Origin of the sequence: Xenorhabdus lircayensis, assembly GCF_016306625.1 — a bacterium.
Taxonomy (GTDB): domain Bacteria; phylum Pseudomonadota; class Gammaproteobacteria; order Enterobacterales; family Enterobacteriaceae; genus Xenorhabdus; species Xenorhabdus lircayensis.
On record NZ_JACOII010000072.1, the window covers coordinates 20,419 to 43,336 of the forward strand.

Genomic DNA, 22,918 nt, shown 5'->3' on the forward strand with positions numbered 1-22,918 from the left:
ATGATGAACTGATGTAACTTAAAAGGCGTTAGGTAAAACCCAGCGCCTTTTTTATTATTTCATTTTCCTAGCTTAATAGTTTTATACCCACTTGATTTAAAATTGCGGCGTATTAAACCTTTTTTGACTTAGCTTCACGAATAACATCGGTATAGTGCCTACGGCACACAGAGACGTATTTTTCATTACCGCCAATATCAACCTGAGCACCATCGTAAACAACACTCCCATCGCTGCCAAAACGGAGTACACAGCTGGCTTTCCTCCCGCAATGACAGATTGTTTTCAGCTCCACCAATTTATCTGACCAAGCGAGAAGATATTGGCTACCCCTGAATAACTCTCCCTGAAAATCTGTTCTTAAGCCATAACAAAGAACAGGGATATCGTCATAATCTACAATTTCACAAAGCTGCTCGACGTGCTCTTTCGTCAAAAATTGGCATTCATCAATCAAAACACAATGGACTTTTTCCGCCTCATTCTCACTTCTGATAAGTTTGGCAATATTTGTTTCTGATGAGAACAGCAATGCTTCAGTGGATAAGCCAATACGGGAACTGACCTTACCGTTACCAAATCGAGTATCGATTTCCGCTGTAAAAATCAGCGTCCTCATTCCTCTTTCGTTATAGTTATAGGAAGATTGCAATAAGGAAGTTGATTTCCCTGCGTTCATGGCAGAATAATAAAAATAAAGCTGAGCCATTGGCCCGTCCATCCTCTTGTCAAATTTAATCAGGCAATATATTGCGGTAAGTTTACCACAAACTCTGATTGAAATTACTTCTTGTTATTGCCAAATGTGGGGTAGCAGAAACAAATTAGAACGAATAAGAAAAGATTATTTTCATGATAATCATCACATTTGTGCATATAAAATCATCACCACTAGCACTTTCTGCATGACAAATGAACGAAATTAACATCAAAAAGAAATAGTTATTTATCCCTCCATTCTTTGCATATTAATAATCATAGCGGTTTACTTTTGTTCAATTTAGCCGCTATAATCATAACTAATGGATTACCCATAAAAAACTTTCACCACTCGCTTACTCTCAAACTTATTTCTAGAAGAACAGTTAACATTCCTTACAGATTGACTATAAATTAGTTTTATACGTTGCAGTTTATCCCTTACTCAACTTTACAGTAATCTTGCTTCAATGCTTATTGAAAAATGGTAAACCCAATAGCAGGATTAAAACGCAATATATCGATTATCAAAAAAATTGCATTTTAAAATGACATGTTTTAGCCTGAGAAAGTAAATTCACTATTGCAGAAAATAAAATAGCATTCTATTATTATCCCTACATCAGCCATCACCATTATAATTTGAGACCAGGACAATGAGCGAAAATTTAAAATCCTTAAATAACATCCGTACCTTGCGCGCACAAGCAAGAGAATGTGAACTTACTACTTTAGAAGAAATGCTGGAAAAACTTACGACTGTTGTTGAAGAACGCCGTGATGAAGAAAGCCAAGCTCGCGCACAAATAGAAGAGCGTACACGTAAGGTTCAAGAATACCGTGAAATGCTGGAAAAAGATGGTATTGAATTAAGTGATTTAGTGGACGCTTTAAGTGGTAAAGCTACTAGTAAATCTAAACGTGCTGCACGTCCAGCTAAATATTCATACTTCGATGAAGGCGAGACTAAAACTTGGACTGGCCAAGGCCGTACACCAGCTGTAATCAAGAAAGCAATTGATGATGAAGGCAAAAAACTGGAAGATTTCCTGATCTAATCAATTGTTTTATAGACTAAATAACAAAAGTACCCTCTCAAGGGTATTTTTGTTTTACGATTAATATAACTAACTAGGTTTATTACGGGCTGATGTAGGAACACAGAGAGTTATATTAAAGGCCAAGTGGTCTTCATATTCTCAACGTGCTAAAGAAGAATTTAACACTAACTTAGTTTTTTATTAACATAATCTTATAAAAAGGAGCGATTAGCTCCTTTTTTTATTTTTACCGTTCTGATTTCTGATAAAAATCCAAATACCAATCGACAAACCGTTTCACCCCTTCCTTTACCGGAGTATCGGGTGAAAAGCCAATCTTATCGTAAAGCGCACTGGAATTTGCACACGTTGATAACACATCCCCATCCTGAATTTCCATAAAGTTTTTCTCTGCCTCAATCCCCAATGAAGTTTCAATGGCTTCAATAAAATCCCCTAGCTTTGTCGGCTGACCATTACCGATATTGTAAATACGGTATGGTGCAGAGCTGGCAGATATCTGTCCATCTTCAACTAACCAGTCTTTATTCGGGGCAGGAATGATATCTTGTAATCTGATTATAGATTCAACAATGTCATCAATATATGTGAAATCCCTCACCATATCGCCACGATTGTAAACATCAATTGGCTTGCCTTCTAACATAGCCTTAGTGAATTTAAATAAAGCCATATCAGGGCGACCCCATGGCCCATATACAGTAAAAAACCTTAATCCTGTGGTGGGAAGTTGATAAAGATGCGAATAACTATGAGACATTAACTCATCAGCTTTTTTCGTTGCTGCATATAAAGAGATCGGATGATCAACAGAGTCATCAGTGGAAAACGGCTGCTTTTTATTTAATCCATATACTGAACTTGAAGATGCATATAATAAATGTTCTACACGATTATGACGGCACCCTTCAAGAATATTGATATGACCTATGATATTGGCGTCGATATATGCCATTGGGTTTTGGATTGAATAGCGCACACCCGGCTGAGCCCCCAAATGGATCACTCGCTGAAATTGATGTTTAGCAAACAATTCTGGGATGGCAATCCTATCGGCCAGATCTAATTTTTCAAATTTAAAATTTGAATGAGGGAGTAATAAATTTAATCTCGCCTGCTTCAAATTAACATCATAATAATCATTGAGGTTATCGATACCGACAACCTCATGCCCCATATTCAATAACCGCTGACTGACATGAAAACCAATAAAGCCAGCGGAACCTGTAACTAAAAATTTCATATAATAACTCAAATGACCGGATTGATTGAGGCGCCGCGACCAATACCATAGTATGTAAATCCGCGCGATTGCAGACGCTCAGGATCATAAAGATTACGCCCATCAAAAATCACAGGATTTTTCAATGAATCCTTAATTACATCAAAATCAGGGGCTCTGAAGTTTTGCCATTCAGTACAGATAATCAAAGCATCAGCACCTTTTAATGCCGCCTCTTTTGTTCCCATTAAGGAGAGATCTTCGCGCTGACCATAAATACTCTGAGTTTCCTGCATAGCTTCAGGATCATATGCCTGCACTTTAGCGCCACATTCCCATAATGTTTCCATCAATACACGACTTGATGCCTCACGCATATCATCCGTATTGGGTTTAAATGACAATCCCCAAATAGCGAATGTCTTGCCAGATAAATCATTACCAAAATGATGCTTTACAAAATTAGGCAATTTATTTTTCTGTTTTTCGTTAACCTGTTCAACTGCCTGAAGAATTTTTGGCGTATACCCAATTTGTTCAGACGTTCGGATCAATGCCTGAACATCTTTCGGGAAACATGAACCTCCATATCCACATCCAGGGTAAATAAAGTGATATCCGATTCGTGAATCGGAACCAATTCCCTGACGTACATTTTCAATATCTGCCCCCAGCATTTCTGCCAGGTTGGCAATTTCATTCATGAAACTGATTTTTGTTGCCAACATACAGTTAGCTGCGTATTTAGTCAGTTCAGCACTGCGGATATCCATGACTATCATACGATCGTGGTTACGATTAAATGGCTCATACAATTCGCGTATTACATCAACCACATCGTCGTTATCACAGCCAATGATAATACGCTCAGGCCGCATACAGTCGGAAACTGCCGCACCTTCCTTCAAAAATTCAGGGTTGGAGACAACATCGAATGGAAGTTCTACATTACGTTGTGCCAATGTTGCTTGCATTACTGCCCTGACTTTATCAGCCGTACCTACTGGCACGGTTGATTTGTCAACAACAACTTTGTAGCCATCCATATTTTCCGCAATGGTTCGAGCTACGGCAGTTACATATTGAAGATCAGCTGATCCGTCTTCACCAGGAGGTGTTCCTACTGCAATAAACTGTAATTTGCCATGGGCAATACCGGCTTTGGCATCCGTTGTAAAACTCAAACGCCCTTCTGCATGATTTTTCTTTACCAGAGGCACCAGACCTGGCTCAAAAATAGGGATCTGACCATTTTTCAGGTTCTCGACTTTTTTTGCATCAACATCAACACAAAGTACATCATGTCCAACTTCTGCAAATACGGTTGCTTGAACTAAGCCTACATAGCCAATACCAAATACAGTAACTTTCATATCACACCTTAAATTACTAGTAGATTATTTTCCAATCTGATTTTGCAAGGTCATGACCCAATCCGTGAATGATTTACCCAGTTCCTTATGTTTCATGCCATATTCAACAAATGCCCGCATATAGCCTAATTTATTACCACAGTCATGGCTACGTCCCTGCAAATGGTAAGCCTCAACAGGCTCTTTTTCCATCAGCATGGCAATGGCATCTGTCAATTGTATTTCATCTCCTGCCCCAGGTGCAGTTTTCGCCAATAATGGCCAGATTTTTTCGGATAATACATAACGGCCAACGATGGAGAGATTTGAGGGTGCCTCTTCTGGCTTCGGCTTTTCAACAACACGGGCAATAGGTTTGCTATCACCAGGTTGTAGATTTTCGCCTAAGCAATCAACAATGCCATAATCCGAGACACTTTCTACAGGAACAGGTTCGACCAAAATCTGGCTTGCCCCACTGCTATTAAAGCGAGACAACATTTCGCTCAAATTATATTTTGACAGGTCCGTGCTGTACTCATCCAAAATGACATCAGGCAAAATAACAGCAAACGGCTCATCACCAATAAGGGGTTTAGCACATAACACGGCATGTCCCAATCCTTTTGCAATTCCCTGACGGGTTTGCATAATCGTCACATGATTTGGGCAAATCGACTGTATTTCATCCAGCAATTGGCGTTTAACTCTTTTCTCAAGAATCGCTTCCAGCTCAAAACTGGTATCAAAATGGTTTTCTATAGAATTCTTGGATGAATGTGTAACGAGAATAATTTCATTAATGCCCGCCTTGATACATTCATTGACGACATATTGAATAAGCGGCTTATCCACTAGAGGAAGCATTTCTTTAGGAATGGCTTTAGTGGCCGGCAACATCCGGGTTCCCAAACCAGCAACGGGTATAACAGCCTTTTTTACCTTTTTATTTATTGCTGACATTACATTATCTCCTACTGCTATGTTGTCACTGAAAAATTCCTTTACAGATTAAACCATAGCGTTAACTCTCTGAAAAAATCGTATGTGTGAAGAAAATCGTACGCGTAAATACGCATAAAAAATAACGCGCACGAGTATACCAGTTAATTCAACCAGATATACAGTGCGCAAGCTTTTAATCACACTTACGTGATTCAATGTTTAGCATCACCATAGAATGATACATAAATGTTATAAAATCACTGATAAGACGGTGGAGAAAACATCAGTTTTATTTGATTTTTGTTATTCCATATTCTGCATTGCCAAAAAGAGCTACGTCCACTACTCTGGCTTGAATGAGTGATCTTCAATGTACCAAAGGGAGTTCCTTTATCTAACTGTTTCTGACAACCCTCTGACTTAATATGTGCATTTAATCCAGTTGACGACAATAAAATGGTCTTATTATGAGTATCATAATAACCCAGTAGTAGCGGAAGTGATTCAGCTTCCTTCTCATTATTCAATATCCAGTTCAGATCATTCATAATGTCTTGCATATCTAACGAGCCATTTTTTTTATAAAAACTTCTTTTTTTCAATAAATTATTGAAAACCACTCTTAATAGCAGCGCAGAAATAGTACCTCTGTCTTTCGAATGACTGATATCAAGACAATAGAACATCATTTCCTTTTCTGAAAATGCAGCGATATCGAAAACCAAGCCTGCTTTACCTACAGTATTCAACAAACGATAATTTACCCTACAGTTAGCAATAACTTGGGAAACAGGCGGTTGTAACTGCTTTACTAGTCCCCATGCAGTGGCTGCATGCTGTTTTAATATCGTTAATTCCTGAACTAAGCAGATCCGCTCTATCGCCTCAGAAGAAAATAATTTTGGATATAAATAATCCAATGCAATCTTCTTTATTTCATTGAAATTAACTATTGGTTTTAACAAGATATCCTTAGCACCAAGACGCAAGGCATTATCTATCTTCATCATTTCATTTGTCGCAGAAACAATAATAATGGGAATAGTCAACCCTTTTGCCGCCATATGTCTAATAAACTCAAGGCCAGTCATGATAGGCATATTCAAATCACAAAAGATGAGTTCAGGTTTTATCTCTGCGTCTACCTTCTCTAATGCCATCTTTCCATTTGATGCGCACACCGTTACCGCCCCTAGTGAATTCAAATAGCCAACTAGTGAGGAACAAAAAAACGGCTCATCTTCTACTACTAATATCCTCTTTCCGCTCAATACTTTTTCCATCACGGCGGCCCCTTACCAAATATTGCGACCATTGCCCATATTCGAGTATCATCAGCCGATGATATCCCAATAGACCGGTACTATTTATACACTTACATATCTTTGCAATATCGCTCATATTAACAACAACCTCTTTAAATAATTGGAGTTATTTTGACAAAAATGTGCCCCTGCGGCAGTGGCTCACCTTTTACACATTGCTGTAGCCCCTATATCGAAAATCATCATCCTGCTCCAAATGCCGAATCCTTGATGCGTTCCAGATATAGTGCTTACGTCACACAAAATGCAGACTACCTGACCGCTACCTGGCATCCTGATTGTCACTCTGAAAATTGGCGTGCAGAAATAGAACAAAGTTTTGCCGGTGTACAATGGCTAGGATTAAATGTCCTCGAAATGCATGAAGGCAAACATAATAACGAAGCCTATGTCGAATTTTCAGCTTGCTTTATTGAACAAGGAAAGCAAGATAGACAATTGATTCATGAACGCTCGCGTTTTTTGCGCATTGACCAACGTTGGTTTTATATAGATGGCATTCGTCCTCAGGTCGGCCGTAATAGCCTTTGTCCATGTAGTTCAGGCAAAAAATACAAGAAGTGCTGTGGTTAAATCAGTATCTAAATTTCAAACATAACAATTCACACAGTGAAGAATACTTGAGGATCTCTCAATCCATGCAAAACACAAACATACAAAAAAAAATCTTGCGTACAATTTGTCCTGACTCCAAAGGATTAATCGCAAAAATCACAAACATTTGCTACAAACACCAATTAAATATCGTTCAAAATAATGAGTTTGTGGATCATCGTACTGGGCGTTTTTTTATGCGTACAGAGCTGGAAGGTATTTTCAATGATGAAACTCTTCTGGCCGATTTGGATGATGCCCTGCCTGTCGGTTCAAGCCGAGAATTAAATACTGCGGGTCGCCGTCGGATCGTTATCATGGTGACAAAAGAAGCGCATTGCATTGGTGATATCTTGGTAAAAAGCGCTTATGGTGGGCTGGATGTCGAAATTGCTGCTGTTATCGGCAATCATACGATCCTGCAACAACTGGTTGAGCAATTCGGTATTCCATTCCATTACATCAGCCATGAAGGTTTAACCCGCGAACAGCTTGATGAAGCCTTGATGGCCCAGATTGATCAATATAAACCCGATTATGTTGTGCTCGCGAAATATATGCGTGTCTTAACACCAGCATTTGTTCAACATTATCCGAATCAGATAATCAACATTCACCACTCATTCTTGCCAGCATTCATCGGTGCACGTCCTTATCATCAGGCTTATGAACGTGGTGTCAAAATCATTGGTGCTACGGCTCATTATGTAAATGATAATTTGGATGAAGGCCCAATTATCACTCAAGATGTAATAAATGTGGATCATACCTATACAGCTGAAGAGATGATGCGTGCAGGACGAGATGTTGAAAAGAATGTACTGAGCCAAGCGTTACACTGGGTCTTTTCTCAGCGAGTCTTTGTATACGGTAACCGTACCGTTATTCTTTGATAAGCAGTAAAGCATTTTGTCACAGGCCATAACTTGATCATCAAGTTCAAAAAAACGGCGCTTGATACTTTATTTTCAATTAACTACTTTACAGCGGCGGCTTATTTGATATTATGCCGTCCGCTGCTAACGACAGCACAAAATTCAAAATCTGGTGGGGTTCCCGAGCGGCCAAAGGGAGCAGACTGTAAATCTGCCGTCACAGACTTCGAAGGTTCGAATCCTTCCCCCACCACCATCAAAGATTTACTTTTTACTCCCAACAAAACAACAAAAACAACCTATACCTCCCCAAGAAAAGACGAGAACTTTCGATCAAAGTTCAAATTGAGCGTAGCGATATAACAATGCGCGCAGCGCGTTGAATTGAATGTAGGGGGATAATGAGATGTTTAGCGTGTAATCAAAAGTGAGGAACGAAATGACGAATCCCCCTTCCTCACCACTATCAAAGATCTGCTTCAAGCTCTCAATGCATTGCAAAAACAACAAATAGATATTCCATTGCTGACATCAACTATCGATACTAATCACTCTAGATTAACGACCAAATTAATGTTTTAAAATTAATGCATTTGGGCAAGTATCAATAGCGGAGCTGAGTATCCTAACAGTTTGCTCCGCTTATTCAATCGGTTACTCCATATCGCTGACAGAGTCGATGAAACGATTTAACACACTTGAATGAGATTTTGATTTGTAGACATAACACTGATTAAGTGCATCAGGTCGTGATATTGGAATGAAACCTAAGCTTTCTCCCTCTTCCAATGCACCGGAATGGGAATCTGTAATAAAAATATAATCAGTTGACTGAATAAAATTCAGACAGCATTCTATATTATCCATCTGCCGAATATTGACTTTCTCCCCATTTTTTATCATTTCCTCTTCCAAATTCTTTATCAAATTACCTTTATAGAGTACTGGATCACATAACCAAGTTCTCTTTTTCAGCAATTGAGTAAAGTCCCCATGTACTTCATCCAATAACTCTTTACGGCAGCAGATCCCCAAATTTGGTCCATCAATTTTCCGTACAAGACTGAATCGGTCACTAAGTATTTTTTCTGAACTTAAAATTATTGTATTGCCCTCATAGTCAACTATTTCATCAATGTTATCATAACTGAAGCGTAATATATTAACCTGAGCATTATTTCTGTCCGCTGCTTTATAAAGCGAAATCAGATGCTTTTTCTTACCCCAATCATGGTATATATTTACAACATTACAAATACTCCCGCTGATGTGTTTCTTTGTAATTTCCTTCTCTTTCAAATAGAGCTCTTTTAGGTCATTATATAACTCCACTCCGTCTTTGGTCAGAATCATCCCAAACTTCTCCCTTTTAAATAAGCGCTTTCCTAACGTCGCCTCAAAGTCTTTAATTGATTTAGCGACTGGGGGAGTCGTACGGTTCATCACTCTTGCCGCCTTGCTTAAAGAACCCATTTCCACCACCGCCATGAATGCTTCTAATTTACGAGAAAAAAACATAATTCACCGTTCCTATGTAACTTGTGGCTAAAATAATATCCTTGAAATGGCCTTCTCATCAGGTAACCGCTAAATCAAACTTGATATTGTGAAGGTATAATTTTGTACAATAAAAACAGATATTTTTCAAATGACATTTATATAAAATGCCAGTCCCTGATGCAATAATGCGGTTTAGATGAACTATATTATTCATCTATATCATGATGAATATTCCACCGTGATTGTAAACCTTTAATAAATATAACCATGGCCTACAAGTCCAAATTTCTATCAGAGATTGATTAACTCTTCTACTTTTTCATTAATTAATTTTTGTAACGCATGACATAAAATAAATTCCAAGGATAAAAACCCTCACAAAAATTATAATATCAGGAGTTGAATATAACATATTATGACTAATGAATTATTATGCATCCATTAATTTATTACTTATTAATTTTGTGCTTTTTATTATATATAAAAACGATTCGATACTCTAAATTTTAGATAACTAGCGTATTATGCGCAGTATAGTATGATATATAAGAGTAAAATAGCTAGATATCAAGATAATTAGGTAAAATTTATTATTTAATAAATAGTTACATCTTTATTTATATCTGTTAACATTAAAAATCAGTATATTTATTAGGTGATTATAACGATATGAAATTTATCTCATTCAATATTAATGGGCTGCGAGCACGTCCTCATCAACTTGCTGCTCTTGTTGAAAAACACCAACCAGATGTTATCGGATTGCAGGAAATAAAAGTTCATGATGAAATGTTTCCCTTAGAAGAAGTAAGCAAACTGGGCTATCACGTTTTCTATCATGGGCAAAAATCACACTATGGTGTAGCCCTGCTTACCCGTCAGCAACCCGTAAAAGTTCGTAAAGGTTTCCCTACCGATAGTGATGATGCACAACGCCGCATTATTATGGCTGAGATTGAAACACCTTTCGGTTTATTAACCGTAATCAACGGTTATTTTCCTCAAGGAGAAAGCCGTGAGCACCCGATTAAATTTCCTGCAAAAGAAAAGTTTTATCAGGATTTGCAATCCTACCTAGAAAATAATCACTCTCCGAAATCGAATATTCTGATTATGGGAGATATGAATATCAGCACAACCGATCTTGATATTGGGATCGGAGAAAATAACCAAAAACGCTGGTTAAAAACTGGGAAGTGCTCTTTCTTACCGGAAGAAAGAGAATGGATGGAGCGTCTTAAAAATTGGGGGCTCATCGATACATTCCGGGTACAACACCCCGAAATCAATGATCAGTTTTCCTGGTTTGATTATCGTTCAAAAGGTTTTGATGACAATCGTGGACTACGTATTGATTTGCTGCTTGCCAGCCAACCATTGGCAAAACGGTGTATCTCTTCTGGTATTGATTATGCTATTCGCAGCATGGAAAAACCGTCTGACCACGCCCCTGTTTGGGCAGAGTTTGAAATATAATCACCAGACATGAAACACAGCACCCTAATTGGTGGTGCTGTGTTTTCATTTTAGTTATGCTTGATTGGTATTATTTGTTTTGCTCTTGCTGGTTTTTGCCTGTTTTCCTTTCCCTTTTTTACCTTTCGCGGGAACAGGGGGCAAATCCCTAAAGGCTTTCAAATTACGATACTGTTTTGCTTGCCAGATTAATTGCTGCAATGCTTCCTGAAGAGGCAGCATAAAATCCTGATAACGGAATTGCTTTTCGCTGATTTGCGTCAGTCGAGATTCCCAATGTGCTGTCATATCAGGTAATACAGCCATATCCGGCAATACATGGATCAAGGCTCGACCAGCAGGAGTAGCATGAATGTGGCGCCCTTTTTTGTACAGGAACTCCCGCTTGAATAGCAGTTCAATAATCCCAGCTCGAGTTGCTTCCGTACCCAAGCCATCGGTTGCCCTCAGCACCTTCTTCAAGGCCTTATCCTGAACAAATCGAGCTATGCCTGTCATTGCAGACAATAATGTTGCATCACTGAAAGGTCGTGGTGGTTGTGTCTGTCTTTCTACCACTTCACCCTTCTCACACAAAAGCTCATCTCCCTTAGCAACAACAGGTAATGGAGTACCTTCATTTTCTTCATCCCGCTCTTTGTTGCCAAGCAAGGTTCTCCAACCTGCTTCTGCCAAAAAACGTGCTTTAGCAATGAATTTTCCGCCTGTAATATCAAGTTCAATCGTACACTTCCGGAATACCGCATCAGGGAAAAATTGCATCAGATATTGCCTGGCAACCAAGCTGTAGATGTGGCTTTCATGCTCGGTCAAGTTAACTTGGCTACTGCGGGCGGTAGGAACAATCGCATGGTGCGCATCAACTTTCTTATCATCCCAACAACGATTCTTTTTCTCTATATCCAAGGCATCCTGCGGAAACAGGTGTGCAGCATGAACCGAAATAGCATTCAAAACCGCATGACGCCCCACAAAATGTTCTTCTGGCAAATAACGGCAATCAGAACGAGGATAAGTGATCAATTTATGGGTTTCATAGAGCCGCTGGCAGATATCAAGTACATCTTGGGCGCTCAAACCAAAACGCTTGGCGGCTTCAATTTGCAAGGAAGAAAGCGAGAATGGCAATGGTGCCGTTTCTGATTCTCGCTTATCCTGATATGCGGAGACATAGGCAGGTTGTCCAGTAATACGCGCCACGACATGCTCTGCCAATGGACGATGGATAACTCTTCCCTCTTCGTCCTGAAAATCAATGCAGGATTCACTAGGCTGCCATAAGGCCGTGAATCGCTCTTCATTCGGCGTGACAATATGCGCTTTGACCTCAAAGAAATCTTTCGGCACAAAATGCTCTATCTCTTCATCACGGCGAACGACCAGCCCCAGAATAGGCGTCTGGACACGCCCAACAGATAATACGCCCTGATAACCCGCATTCTGACCCAATAACGTATAAGCACGGGTCATATTGATGCCATAAAGCCAATCTGCTCTGGCTCTCGCGAGTGCAGAAACACACAAGGGGACAAATTCCCGGTTGCTCCTCAGTCGTTCAATAGCCTTTGTGACCGCCTGAGGATTCAGGTCATTGATTAGACAGCGCAGGACATTCTGTTTTTTTTCGGGATCCAGATCCAAAAAGTCCAGTACTTCATCCACCAGCAATTGCCCTTCACGATCAGGGTCACCGGCATGGACAACTTCGTTGGCCCTTTCCAACAGGGATCTAATCGTATTGAGCTGTTTAGCCACGGCAGCCCGTGGCTTTAACTGCCATTTTTCAGGAATGATCGGTAAATCAGCCAATACCCAGCGAGCATAACGACTATCGTAGGCATCTGGCTCAGCCTGCTCCAATAGATGGCCGACACACCAAGTAACAAACTGGTTATTACCACATTCGATAAACCCATCCCCACGCCGATGGGGTTTCGGTAAAACATCCGCTATAGCTCTCGCTAGGCTAGGTTTTTCTGCAATAAAAAGACGCATGGAATTATTCAATAACTTCAATCAATGCCCTGCCTGAGCCGAGTTCAGTCAGTTCACCAATCGCAATCAAATCAATGTTGTGGCTTCGTGCAATAGCTTTCGCCTCTTCCACGGCATCCGGCAAAATAGCCAGCAATAAACCACCCGAAGTTTGTGGGTCACACAGGAGATGACGTTGACGAACAGTCATTTTCCCAATTAAGTGCCCATAACTGTCAAAGTTGCGCCCTGTGCCACCAGGTACGCAACCTTTTTCGATATAAGCATCAACATCTGGCAATCTTGGCACTTGTGAAAATTTGACCATTGCTTGAACGCCCGAACCTTCACAAACTTCCCCCAAATGCCCTAACAGGCCAAAACCTGTTACATCCGTCATCGCCGTAACACCATCAATCCCTGCAAAATCTGTCCCTGCCTTATTCAACCGGCACATCGTTTCTTTCGCAACACCTTGGTGTTCAGGCTGAAGCAAGCCTTTCTTTTCAGCCGTGGTCAATACACCGACGCCTAAAGGTTTAGTCAGAAACAGGAGACTTCCCGCTTTTGCCCGATTATTACGCTTCACACGTTCAATATTGATGATACCGGTCACTGCCAAACCAAAGATAGGTTCCGGTGCATCAATCGAATGTCCACCTGCAAGAGAAATGCCCGCTTCCTTGCAAACAGCCCGACCTCCCTCAATGACTTTTTGAGCGATTTCTGGGGACAACTTAGCAATTGGCCAGCCCAGAATCGCAATCGCCATTATGGGTTTTCCGCCCATTGCATAAATATCGCTGATGGCATTAGTGGCCGCAATACGACCAAAATCAAACGGATCATCAACAATCGGCATGAAAAAATCCGTAGTACTAATGATGCCGATACCATTACCAATATCATACACAGCAGCATCGTCACGGGTTTCATTACCCACCAGCAGATTAGGATCGAAAAATTTTGCCTGTTCACTGTGCAAGATCGTTTCCAGCACTTTGGGTGAAATTTTGCAGCCACATCCGGCACCATGGCTATACTGAGTCAGACGGATTTCAGTTGACATTGCTCGCTCCAGTTAGAAATAACTGACAAAGTTTGTCAAATCTGGTGTTGATACTTTTGCAGGAGCTTTGAGTTCCGGTGTTCCTAAATAGAGGAACCCCACAATTTCGTCATTCTCCTCACAACCCAAACCTGCCCTGACAGTTGGATCTTCTGTCCATGAGCCTGTACGCCATATTCCGCCAAAACCTTGGGCGACTGCTGCCATTTGCATGGCATGAACCGCACATCCCGCTGCAACGACTTGTTCCCATGCAGGTACTTTCGCATGTTCAACTACCTTGGCAATAACTGTGATAATCATAGGAGCGCGGTAAGGCGCATTTTTCGCCTTTTCTTCAACCTCTTTTCCCAATTCCCCCTCAATTGCTGCTTGTTCAAGAAGTTTACTAAATTTATTAATTCCTTCTCCCCGCATCACAACAAAATGCCAAGGACGCAATGCTCCATGGTCAGGAGCCCTCATCCCTGCGGCTAAAATATGCTGCAATTCATTTCCTTCTGGGGCAGGTGTCGTTAAACGTGAAGCTGAACGACGATTCAATAAAAGTTCCAAAGCATTCATTGTGTTCTCCTGAATAAGATAGTCTGTCACGGCTCAACATTCTCTGTTTATTCGTTAGTGAATGAAAGCACATAAACCGTTTTTTCAATCATTCACGTGATTTCCAGCTGACATTTACAGGCGAGCTGATTAGGATAACCTCATTTGATCCCATAACTGGAGACGATATGCGTACTTTATGGAGTGTTATAACGGCGTTATTTAAATGGAGTTGGGCATTGCTAAATTTTGTTCGCCAACTTATTTCCAATCTTATCTTTATCCTGCTGGTTGTTGTCATTGCTGTTGGCATAATCGTTTATCAACAACAATCCAAACCCGATGATAACTATCGCGGGGCATTATATGTCAACCTGTCTGGTGTTGTTCTTGATCATATCTCTGCTCACAATCCACTTGAGCAATGGGGGAAAAATCTTTTTGGCCCTTCCAATAGCAATGTTCAAGAAACCTCCCTATTTGACATTGTTGACAATATTCGTCGCGCCAAAAATGACCCCAAAATTACCGGGATGGTATTAAAACTGAATGATTTTATAGGTGCAGACCAGCCTTCCATGAAATATATTGGCAAGGCTATTGACGAATTTAAAGCAGCAGGCAAACCGGTTTTTGCAATCGGTGATGCTTACAGCCAATCACAATATTATTTAGCCAGCTATGCGGATGAAATATACTTATCTCCACTAGGTTCCGTTGATATCCATGGTTTCTCAACCAACCACTTATACTACAAATCATTATTAGATACGTTGAAAGTTTCCACCCATATTTTCCGTGTGGGCACCTATAAATCAGCAGTTGAACCCATGTTGCGGAATAATATGTCAGAAGAAGCCCGTGAAGCTGACAGCCTCTGGATTAACGAGCTTTGGAACCATTATTTGAATACCATTGCGGTTAACAGGCATATCCCTGCCGATCAAGTCTTCCCTGGAGCAACCAACTTTATCGAGAAATTCCGTAAAGCTGGCGGAGATGCTGCACTGTATGCATATCAAAACAAGCTGGTGGATTATATTGAACCGCGCAGTGCAGTTGAAAAGAAAATGAAAGAGATATTCGGTTGGAATGAAGAACAACAACATTTCAATTACATCAGTATCTATGACTACATTGCCCAAAAACCAGTAAAAGACTCAGATGACAACAAAGGTAACATTGCCGTCATTATTGCTGAAGGTGCGATTTTAGAGGGTAAACAATCATCAGGTATAGTGGGAAGTGACACGGTTGTAGAACAACTGCGTGAAGCACACCATAATCCCAACATAAAGGCTATCGTATTACGAGTGAACAGCCCAGGTGGCAGTATCGGTGCATCTGAAATTATCCGCAGTGAACTTGCCGCTATCCGCAATGGCGATAAGGAAAATAATGGCAAAGGTGCAAAACCCATTGTTGTTTCAATGGGCGGACTAGCAGCATCAGGCGGTTACTGGATATCCACTCCTGCTAACTACATCATTGCTGCTCCAAATACATTAACAGGTTCCATCGGTGTTTTTGGTGTCCTTCAGACCTTTGAAAAAACCCTTAATCATATTGGTGTGAATACAGACGGTATTTCAACGACCCCATTGGCTGATATTTCTGCAACCAAAGGTATCAACCAAGAATTCTCAGACATAATGCAATTGTCTATTGAAAATGGCTACGGCAAGTTTATCGGACTGGTTGCAAAAACCCGCAATAAATCTCTGGACGAAATCAATAATGTCGCCCAAGGGCGCGTTTGGAGCGGTTTTGATGCCAAGAAGTATGGTTTAGTCGATCAACTGGGTGATTTTGATGACGCGGTCAAAAAAGCCGCCGAATTGGCAGGAGTCAAAAATGTATCACTGGATTGGATGCAGCCTGAGCTATCATTTTCTGAAAAAATGATGTTAGGGCTAACTTCATCAGCGCAAGCCCTGCTGCCTAATACGTTGCAATCAATGTTGCCGGCTCCATTCGCCCAAGTTGCTCAAGACATGAAAAAGCAAGCGGTATTTTATAACAACATGAATGATCCACAGAATATCTATACGTTCTGTCTAAATTGTGTTGATGTCCGTTAAAAACGACTAACAAAGTCCTCTATCAAATTTGAAGCCTGATCTCACCATCAGGCTTTTTTTATTCCGTATAGTCCCTATAATCCGGCTAAATATTTTTATTGAGGCGTTACCATGCAGAAGAAATCCATCTATGTTGTTTACACTGGCGGCACAATCGGGATGCAACATTCCCCCAATGGATACATTCCTGTTTCCGGCCACTTACAGCAGCAGCTCGCAAAAATGCCCGAATTTCACCGCCCAGAAATGCCAACATTTACGATCCGTGAACACCAGCCTTTGATTGATTCTTCTGATATGAGTCCTGACGACTGGAGTATTATCGCGAATGATATTTACCAGAATTATCATGACTATGATGGCTTTGTTATTCTGCATGGTACGGATACCATGGCGTTCACTGCATCAGCGCTCTCTTTCATGCTTGAAAACCTCAATAAGCCCGTCATTGTGACAGGGTCACAAATTCCTTTAGAAGCATTACGTTCCGATGGGCAAACAAATCTACTTAACGCGCTGTATCTCGCGGCTAACTATCCTGTCAACGAGGTCGGTCTGTTTTTCAACAATAAATTGTTTCGTGGAAATAGAACGATTAAAGCCCACGCTGATGGCTTTGATGCCTTCTCATCCCCAAACTACTCTCCACTGATGGAAGCTGGGATCAACATTCGTACTTTCAAAACAAACTCCATACCTGTCGATCACAGCAAATTTGTCGTAAACCCGATCACATCGCAACCGATTGGTGTTGTGACCATCTATCCAGGATTATCCAGTCAGGTAGTGGAAAATATTCTAATGCAGCCGGTCAAGGCATTGATCTTACGATCATATGGTGTTGGCAATGCTCCTCAGTGTGCTGCTTTGCTGAAAACATTAAAGGAAGCGACCGAGCGAGGGATTATTGTGATTAATTTGACACAGTGTATTTCTGGCCGGGTCAATATGGGAGGTTATGCTACTGGTCACTCTCTGGCTGCATCGGGTGTTATTAGTGGTTATGACATGACTTTCGAAGCAGCTTTGACGAAATTACACTATTTACTGAGTCAATCTTATACAACTGAAGAGATCCGCCACCTGATGCAAAAGAATCTGCGTGGGGAATTGAGTTACTCCGATGAATAATAAATAGGTAAATCGAAAAATATGATAAAAACAGCATTATTACTGATCGATCTGCAAAATGACTTCTGTACTGGGGGCGCACTGGCGGTCAAAGATAGCGATACAGTGATTGAGGTAGCCAATAAAGTCATCGAGCTGTGCCAGGAAAATAACATTTCTGTCATTGCTAGCCAGGACTGGCACCCAGATAACCACATGAGCTTTGCAGCCAATTCTGGGCAGAGAATTGGCGAATTAGGTGAACTCAATGGCATTCCCCAAATATGGTGGCCTGTTCATTGTGTGCAAGAACAATTTGGTGCAGAGTTCCATCCTGCGTTAAATCAATCTACTATCCAAGAAGTTTTCCGAAAAGGTGAAAACCCCCAGATAGATAGCTATAGCGCATTCTTCGACAATGATCATAAAAGCAAAACTCGCCTGCATGGATGGTTGACCGAGAAAAATATCCAGCGTCTGTTTGTGTTGGGCATCGCTACAGATTACTGCGTCAAATTTACTGTGCTTGATGCTTTAGCGCTAGGCTATGAAACCTATATAATTATTGATGGTTGCCGTGGTGTTAATATTCGGGCAGATGACAGCCAACACGCATTTGAGGAGATGGCCGCCAAAGGCGCTAAATTAATCCCACAGAGCGAAATAATCACCATTTTGTAAGTGCTAATGGCCTAATAAACATAACCTCGTCCTATTTCTGCCAAAGACGAGGTTTTTATTTCAATCTTCTGACTGAGGTTTTAATTTTGCGACCATTTCGGCTTGAAATGTAGCCTTTAACTCTTGCTTGCTTTTTATAGTAATTTGACCATCCGTGCCAATCGTCATATGTTCAGGATCATGATTATGCTTGGCTTGCCAGAGCATCACTGCCTGTAAACTATGTTCTTTCTGTTCTGACGTGAGGGGTATACCATCCTGCCACTTCCCCAATTCAACAGCCTGAACCAATCGCTGATAAATTTCAGGCGTCATGGCAGAGAGTAAATCATCCAACTTCATCGATATTTCCTTACATGTACTATTTACACGACTACAAGCCGACACGGTTACAAGTTAATACTGTTACGACTTAATATCATTATCAGTTAATAACACACTGAATCGTTTCTACAAAGTAATTAGATTCAACGTTTCATTTAGATGCAAAAACCTTCAGGAATAGCATTAGCCCGCTGTTTCTTCACCAGTTTCTTGATCAACAAAACGTAGCGCTGCTGAATTAATGCAAAAACGCTCTCCTGTTGGTTTGGGGCCATCGGGAAAAACGTGCCCTAAATGAGCCTGACAGTGGCCGCAACGTACCTCTATGCGATGCATGTTATGAGAATAATCATCAAGACAAGCGATAGATTCATCATTGATCGGCTGATAAAAACTCGGCCACCCACATCCCGAATCAAATTTAGTATCAGAAACGAATAATGGCTGACGGCAACATAGGCAATGGTAAAGGCCACTTTTTTTGTTGTGCAGTAGTTTTCCTGAAAATGGCGGCTCAGTGCCTGATTCTTGCGTAACGTGGCGCTGCATTACACTAAGCTGTTCTATGGAAAGGGAAATATTTTGACTTTTAGTCATAATGACCACCTTTTAAGGCCAGTATTTTCAATAAAAAATCATCGAAAACAACAAAAAATTAACATCAAAATGTCAAAACGCATTCTAACCCATTCAACATAGCAATTTACTTTACTAATTGTGATAAATCTCACATATCTAACCGATGGTAACTTTAAATATATCCTTATACCCCGATAATGATGTGCGTAGAGCTTGCCCCAGCTGTATAGCAAGCGTTCAGATAGTGATGACTAAATTGATCTTTTTCAATTGTTGACACGATTCCGCTTGACGGCTGGTAAGATTTTGGTAACTTTAGAAACAACTTTTAATTCACTAAATTCACTAAAAAATAGCTGGTGGAATACTATGACTATCAAAGTAGGTATTAACGGTTTTGGTCGTATTGGCCGTATTGTTTTCCGTGCTGCACAAGAACGTTCAGATATTGAAATCGTTGCAATCAATGATCTGTTGGATGCAGAGTACATGGCTTACATGCTGAAATACGATTCAACCCACGGCCGCTTCAACGGTACAGTTGACGTTAAAGACGGTCAGTTGGTTGTTAACGGCAAAACCATCCGCGTTACATCTGAAAGAGACCCAGCTAACCTGAAATGGAACGAAGTGGGTGTTGATGTCGTTGCTGAAGCAACCGGTATCTTCCTGACTGACGAAACTGCGCGTAAACACATCGCTGCTGGCGCGAAAAAAATTGTTCTGACTGGCCCATCCAAAGACGACACACCAATGTTCGTTATGGGTGTAAACCACAACGCTTATGCAGGTCAGGAGATCGTTTCCAACGCATCCTGCACCACCAACTGCCTGGCTCCACTGGCTAAAGTTATCAATGACAAATTCGGCATCGTTGAAGGTCTGATGACGACTGTTCACGCAACAACGGCTACCCAGAAAACTGTTGACGGCCCTTCAGCGAAAGACTGGCGCGGTGGTCGTGGTGCAGCACAGAACATCATCCCATCTTCTACCGGTGCAGCAAAAGCAGTAGGTAAAGTGATCCCAGAACTGAACGGCAAACTGACTGGTATGTCTTTCCGTGTTCCTACTCCTAACGTTTCTGTGGTTGACCTGACTGTACGTCTGGCTAAACCAGCAACTTACACAGAAATCTGTAATGCAATCAAAGAAGCAGCAGAAGGCGAGTTGAAAGGCATTCTGGGCTACACTGAAGATGACGTTGTTTCTACTGATTTCAACGGCGAAAAACTGACTTCTGTATTCGATGCAAAAGCAGGTATCGCTCTGAACGACAACTTTGTCAAACTGGTTTCTTGGTATGACAACGAAACTGGTTACTCCAACAAAGTTCTGGATTTGATCGCTCACATCTCTAAATAATTGAGCTTCATACCCGTTCAAAAGCCATCTGTGTACAGATGGCTTTTATATTTATATCTCCAAAATTTATTTTTCCAAAACATTGAGTTATTCTTATGCCTTGGTTCAACTGCCAATTCAGGTTTACATAAGGTTATGACAGATGCTTGATAAAATTTTCTCATTACCGGTTGTAGAACAAATATCCCCTTATATCAGTCAGCGAAACATCGATGATTTTCCGTTGATTGTTGTTTCCCATCCTATAGCACGCGGTGCGATCAGTATTCAGGGGGCGCATCTAATCACATGGCAACCTAGTGGTGAAAAGCCGATATTATGGTTAAGCGATAAAACAGCTTTCGGTGCAGGCACTGCTATTCGTGGTGGTATTCCCATCTGTTGGCCTTGGTTTGGTTCATCTACCGCTCCTAGCCACGGATTTGCGCGGATATTGCCTTGGGAACTCAAGGCACACAATGAGAATGAGAATGGTGTTATTTTGACATTCGCACTACAAGATAACGCTTATACCCATAAATTATGGCCACATGAATTCACGCTGATTGCTCGCTTTAAATTAGGGGAAACCTGCGAAATAGAGTTAGAATTTCACGGTGAATATCAAGCTACCGCTGCCCTTCACTCTTACTTCAATGTCAGTGACATCAATCAAATTCAGGTCAGTGGGCTTGGAGCCCATTTTATTGATACCGTTGCCAATAGAGAGCAATACGTCCATGAAGATTTAATCTTCAAAGGACGAACCGATCGTATCTATACAGAACCTGACGATTTTAACCTGCTCAGAGATCCTCAATGGAAACGGACGATTGAAATACACCATTATCACCATAGTGATGTGGTGTGCTGGAACCCGGGTGCTGCACTTTCTAGTAGCATGAAAGATATGAGCAAAGAAAGTTATAAAAATATGGCTTGTATCGAGACTGCCCGTATCAATAACCCATTACGACCTAAGAACGGCAACCCTGACAGACTTTCTGTTGTTATCCGCTGCCGCAAAATCTCTGGTGGTATCTAGGAGCTGTAATATATCGCCAAATTCATACCCAAACGGCTCATCGGAATACACATAGACGTCTTTTTTCCTGTATTTTCCCTCTTTGATAATTTGGCAGGCTTTTCAGGGAAACAAATTAGAGAAAGTGGTCCATCAGATAGCGGGTAATCTTTGTCATCCACTTTAAACGTGATGCTGCTGTTAGTCGGATTACTATAATAGAATTCGTTTTTCTTGCTATTCAGACCCAATTGATCACAGGCGGCAAGAAGTCCACAACAACACCTAGTTAAATGAAAGTAACGAGAAGCTGAACTCTGCCATGATGATTTTGGGAGTTCAGCTTTTCATTTTATTTATACCCAATTGGAAGATGGAGGATATATCAGAAAGTATAAGTAACGCCCGACCAAATAATACCGGAGTATGAACGATTGGTCATCGGGCTATTTTTAATTTGACTTGGTAAATGTTCCACACGCCCTGTCATGAAAGCAGCCCAACTCTTGGCAAAAGGATAATAACCGGATAATTCAACATAAGGGCTCCAACTATCCCCCGGTGTGTATTCAGCCAAGCCACTACGTACAGATTCGCGTTTTGTAATGCCATAACTATAACGATTCTGTTTTTCACTCCCCCAAACCACACCTATACCGGGTTTCAATATCCAATCACCTTGCTCGAAACTGTATAAATAGGCGAAATCAGCACTGACCCCTTTACTTTCACCCAACATATCCGCAGCAACGGAAGCACGCAATATTCCCCAATCTTCGTGATGCTGATAAGTAAATCCTCCCATCATTGTGTCACGACGGCGATCCAGCTTTTTCATTCGTTCATCTTTGCTATCATTGGGATGGAAAGCTTGAGGAGAGTAAAACACCTCAACGGAAAGCTGATCTTTAGGTTGATTCCAGAGGTAATAACCTGCTGCCAGCGTATGAAAATAAAAATTTTCACTTTCGTAAGAAACCATGGGAACCGGCAACACCTTATCTTTCGCTTTCATACCTTTGTAAGGTTTAGCTTCATACACTGCCGACAAACCAACAGACCATTCTCCAGCATATGCCACTGAAGAAAACAGACAAAGCCCCGCTACAGCAACAAACAGCTTGTTTTTATTCATTGTAA

The 22,918-nt window shown here is 40.9% G+C and carries 21 protein-coding genes and 1 tRNA gene; 10 read left to right on the top strand and 12 right to left on the bottom strand.

Going from position 1 to position 22,918, the window contains the following annotated elements; translation table 11 throughout:
• Positions 1-112: 112 nt before the first annotated feature.
• The gene (locus H8A87_RS18680) at positions 113-709 is read right to left on the bottom strand and encodes a thymidine kinase (RefSeq protein ID WP_198691398.1); all 597 of its coding nucleotides are present in this window, start codon (positions 707-709) and stop codon (positions 113-115) included.
• Between the two features lie 646 nt (positions 710-1,355).
• Here H8A87_RS18680 and H8A87_RS18685 point away from each other — a divergent pair.
• On the top strand, positions 1,356-1,757 hold the full coding sequence (locus H8A87_RS18685; protein ID WP_198691399.1) for an H-NS family histone-like protein: 402 nt from the start codon (positions 1,356-1,358) through the stop codon (positions 1,755-1,757).
• 229 nt (positions 1,758-1,986) lie between these two features.
• Here H8A87_RS18685 and H8A87_RS18690 read toward each other — a convergent pair whose 3' ends face one another.
• The 4 genes from H8A87_RS18690 to rssB all read right to left on the bottom strand — a co-directional run bounded on the left by H8A87_RS18690 (position 1,987) and on the right by rssB (position 6,562).
• A complete protein-coding gene (locus H8A87_RS18690) occupies positions 1,987-3,003 on the bottom strand; it encodes an NAD-dependent epimerase (RefSeq protein WP_198691400.1) in 1,017 nt (338 codons plus the stop codon).
• An 8-nt stretch (positions 3,004-3,011) separates the two neighbouring features.
• Positions 3,012-4,355 (bottom strand): UDP-glucose dehydrogenase family protein, encoded by a 1,344-nt coding sequence (locus H8A87_RS18695; protein ID WP_198691401.1) that lies wholly within the window; start codon positions 4,353-4,355, stop codon positions 3,012-3,014.
• A 24-nt stretch (positions 4,356-4,379) separates the two neighbouring features.
• The gene (gene galU / locus H8A87_RS18700) at positions 4,380-5,297 is read right to left on the bottom strand and encodes a UTP--glucose-1-phosphate uridylyltransferase GalU (RefSeq protein ID WP_198691402.1); all 918 of its coding nucleotides are present in this window, start codon (positions 5,295-5,297) and stop codon (positions 4,380-4,382) included.
• A gap of 239 nt (positions 5,298-5,536) precedes the next feature.
• Positions 5,537-6,562: a two-component system response regulator RssB gene (rssB, locus tag H8A87_RS18705; protein WP_198691403.1), complete on the bottom strand. Its 1,026-nt coding sequence runs from the start codon at positions 6,560-6,562 to the stop codon at positions 5,537-5,539.
• A gap of 153 nt (positions 6,563-6,715) precedes the next feature.
• On the opposite strand from rssB, the gene H8A87_RS18710 reads away from it, so the two are divergent.
• The 3 genes from H8A87_RS18710 (at position 6,716) to H8A87_RS18720 (ending at position 8,329) form a co-directional block, all read left to right on the top strand.
• The gene (locus H8A87_RS18710; RefSeq protein WP_198691404.1) at positions 6,716-7,177 is read left to right on the top strand and encodes a YchJ family protein; all 462 of its coding nucleotides are present in this window, start codon (positions 6,716-6,718) and stop codon (positions 7,175-7,177) included.
• A gap of 65 nt (positions 7,178-7,242) precedes the next feature.
• Positions 7,243-8,091, top strand: coding sequence for a formyltetrahydrofolate deformylase (purU, locus tag H8A87_RS18715; protein WP_198691405.1), 849 nt, complete (start codon positions 7,243-7,245; stop codon positions 8,089-8,091).
• Between the two features lie 153 nt (positions 8,092-8,244).
• Positions 8,245-8,329, top strand: a tRNA-Tyr gene (locus H8A87_RS18720).
• A 398-nt stretch (positions 8,330-8,727) separates the two neighbouring features.
• Here the strand turns inward: H8A87_RS18720 and H8A87_RS18725 are convergent.
• Complete coding sequence (locus tag H8A87_RS18725) at positions 8,728-9,591, bottom strand: helix-turn-helix domain-containing protein (protein WP_198691406.1); 864 nt, start codon at positions 9,589-9,591, stop codon at positions 8,728-8,730.
• A 651-nt stretch (positions 9,592-10,242) separates the two neighbouring features.
• Here H8A87_RS18725 and xthA point away from each other — a divergent pair.
• Positions 10,243-11,049, top strand: coding sequence for an exodeoxyribonuclease III (gene xthA, locus H8A87_RS18730; protein ID WP_198691407.1), 807 nt, complete (start codon positions 10,243-10,245; stop codon positions 11,047-11,049).
• Positions 11,050-11,103: 54 nt separating this feature from the next.
• Here xthA and H8A87_RS18735 read toward each other — a convergent pair whose 3' ends face one another.
• Genes H8A87_RS18735 through H8A87_RS18745 form a run of 3 tightly spaced genes read right to left on the bottom strand, consistent with a single transcriptional unit; the run spans position 11,104 to position 14,656 of the window.
• Complete coding sequence (locus H8A87_RS18735; protein WP_198691408.1) at positions 11,104-13,044, bottom strand: DNA topoisomerase III; 1,941 nt, start codon at positions 13,042-13,044, stop codon at positions 11,104-11,106.
• A 4-nt stretch (positions 13,045-13,048) separates the two neighbouring features.
• Complete coding sequence (gene selD, locus H8A87_RS18740) at positions 13,049-14,092, bottom strand: selenide, water dikinase SelD (protein ID WP_198691409.1); 1,044 nt, start codon at positions 14,090-14,092, stop codon at positions 13,049-13,051.
• 12 nt (positions 14,093-14,104) lie between these two features.
• On the bottom strand, positions 14,105-14,656 hold the full coding sequence (locus tag H8A87_RS18745; protein WP_198691410.1) for an NAD(P)H nitroreductase: 552 nt from the start codon (positions 14,654-14,656) through the stop codon (positions 14,105-14,107).
• A gap of 167 nt (positions 14,657-14,823) precedes the next feature.
• Here H8A87_RS18745 and sppA point away from each other — a divergent pair, with 167 nt between their 5' ends.
• The 3 genes from sppA to pncA all read left to right on the top strand — a co-directional run bounded on the left by sppA (position 14,824) and on the right by pncA (position 18,507).
• Positions 14,824-16,716, top strand: coding sequence for a signal peptide peptidase SppA (gene sppA, locus H8A87_RS18750; RefSeq protein WP_198691411.1), 1,893 nt, complete (start codon positions 14,824-14,826; stop codon positions 16,714-16,716).
• 111 nt (positions 16,717-16,827) lie between these two features.
• Positions 16,828-17,847 (top strand): asparaginase, encoded by a 1,020-nt coding sequence (ansA, locus tag H8A87_RS18755; RefSeq protein WP_198691412.1) that lies wholly within the window; start codon positions 16,828-16,830, stop codon positions 17,845-17,847.
• 24 nt (positions 17,848-17,871) lie between these two features.
• On the top strand, positions 17,872-18,507 hold the full coding sequence (gene pncA, locus H8A87_RS18760; protein WP_198691425.1) for a bifunctional nicotinamidase/pyrazinamidase: 636 nt from the start codon (positions 17,872-17,874) through the stop codon (positions 18,505-18,507).
• Positions 18,508-18,567: 60 nt separating this feature from the next.
• Here pncA and H8A87_RS18765 read toward each other — a convergent pair whose 3' ends face one another.
• Positions 18,568-18,849 (bottom strand): YeaC family protein, encoded by a 282-nt coding sequence (locus tag H8A87_RS18765; RefSeq protein ID WP_198691413.1) that lies wholly within the window; start codon positions 18,847-18,849, stop codon positions 18,568-18,570.
• 165 nt (positions 18,850-19,014) lie between these two features.
• A complete protein-coding gene (gene msrB, locus H8A87_RS18770; RefSeq protein WP_198691414.1) occupies positions 19,015-19,428 on the bottom strand; it encodes a peptide-methionine (R)-S-oxide reductase MsrB in 414 nt (137 codons plus the stop codon).
• 351 nt (positions 19,429-19,779) lie between these two features.
• Here msrB and gapA point away from each other — a divergent pair, with 351 nt between their 5' ends.
• Together gapA and H8A87_RS18780 are read left to right on the top strand one after the other, a co-directional pair.
• Entirely contained in the window at positions 19,780-20,775 is a 996-nt protein-coding gene (gapA, locus tag H8A87_RS18775) for a glyceraldehyde-3-phosphate dehydrogenase (RefSeq protein ID WP_198691415.1), read from the top strand.
• 142 nt (positions 20,776-20,917) lie between these two features.
• The gene (locus tag H8A87_RS18780; RefSeq protein WP_198691416.1) at positions 20,918-21,799 is read left to right on the top strand and encodes a D-hexose-6-phosphate mutarotase; all 882 of its coding nucleotides are present in this window, start codon (positions 20,918-20,920) and stop codon (positions 21,797-21,799) included.
• Positions 21,800-22,163: 364 nt separating this feature from the next.
• On the opposite strand, the gene H8A87_RS18785 is transcribed toward H8A87_RS18780, so the two are convergent.
• Positions 22,164-22,913 carry a MipA/OmpV family protein gene (locus tag H8A87_RS18785; protein ID WP_198691417.1) on the bottom strand — a complete coding sequence of 250 codons (750 nt, stop codon included), beginning with the start codon at positions 22,911-22,913 and terminating at the stop codon, positions 22,164-22,166.
• Between the last annotated feature and the right edge of the window lie 5 nt (positions 22,914-22,918).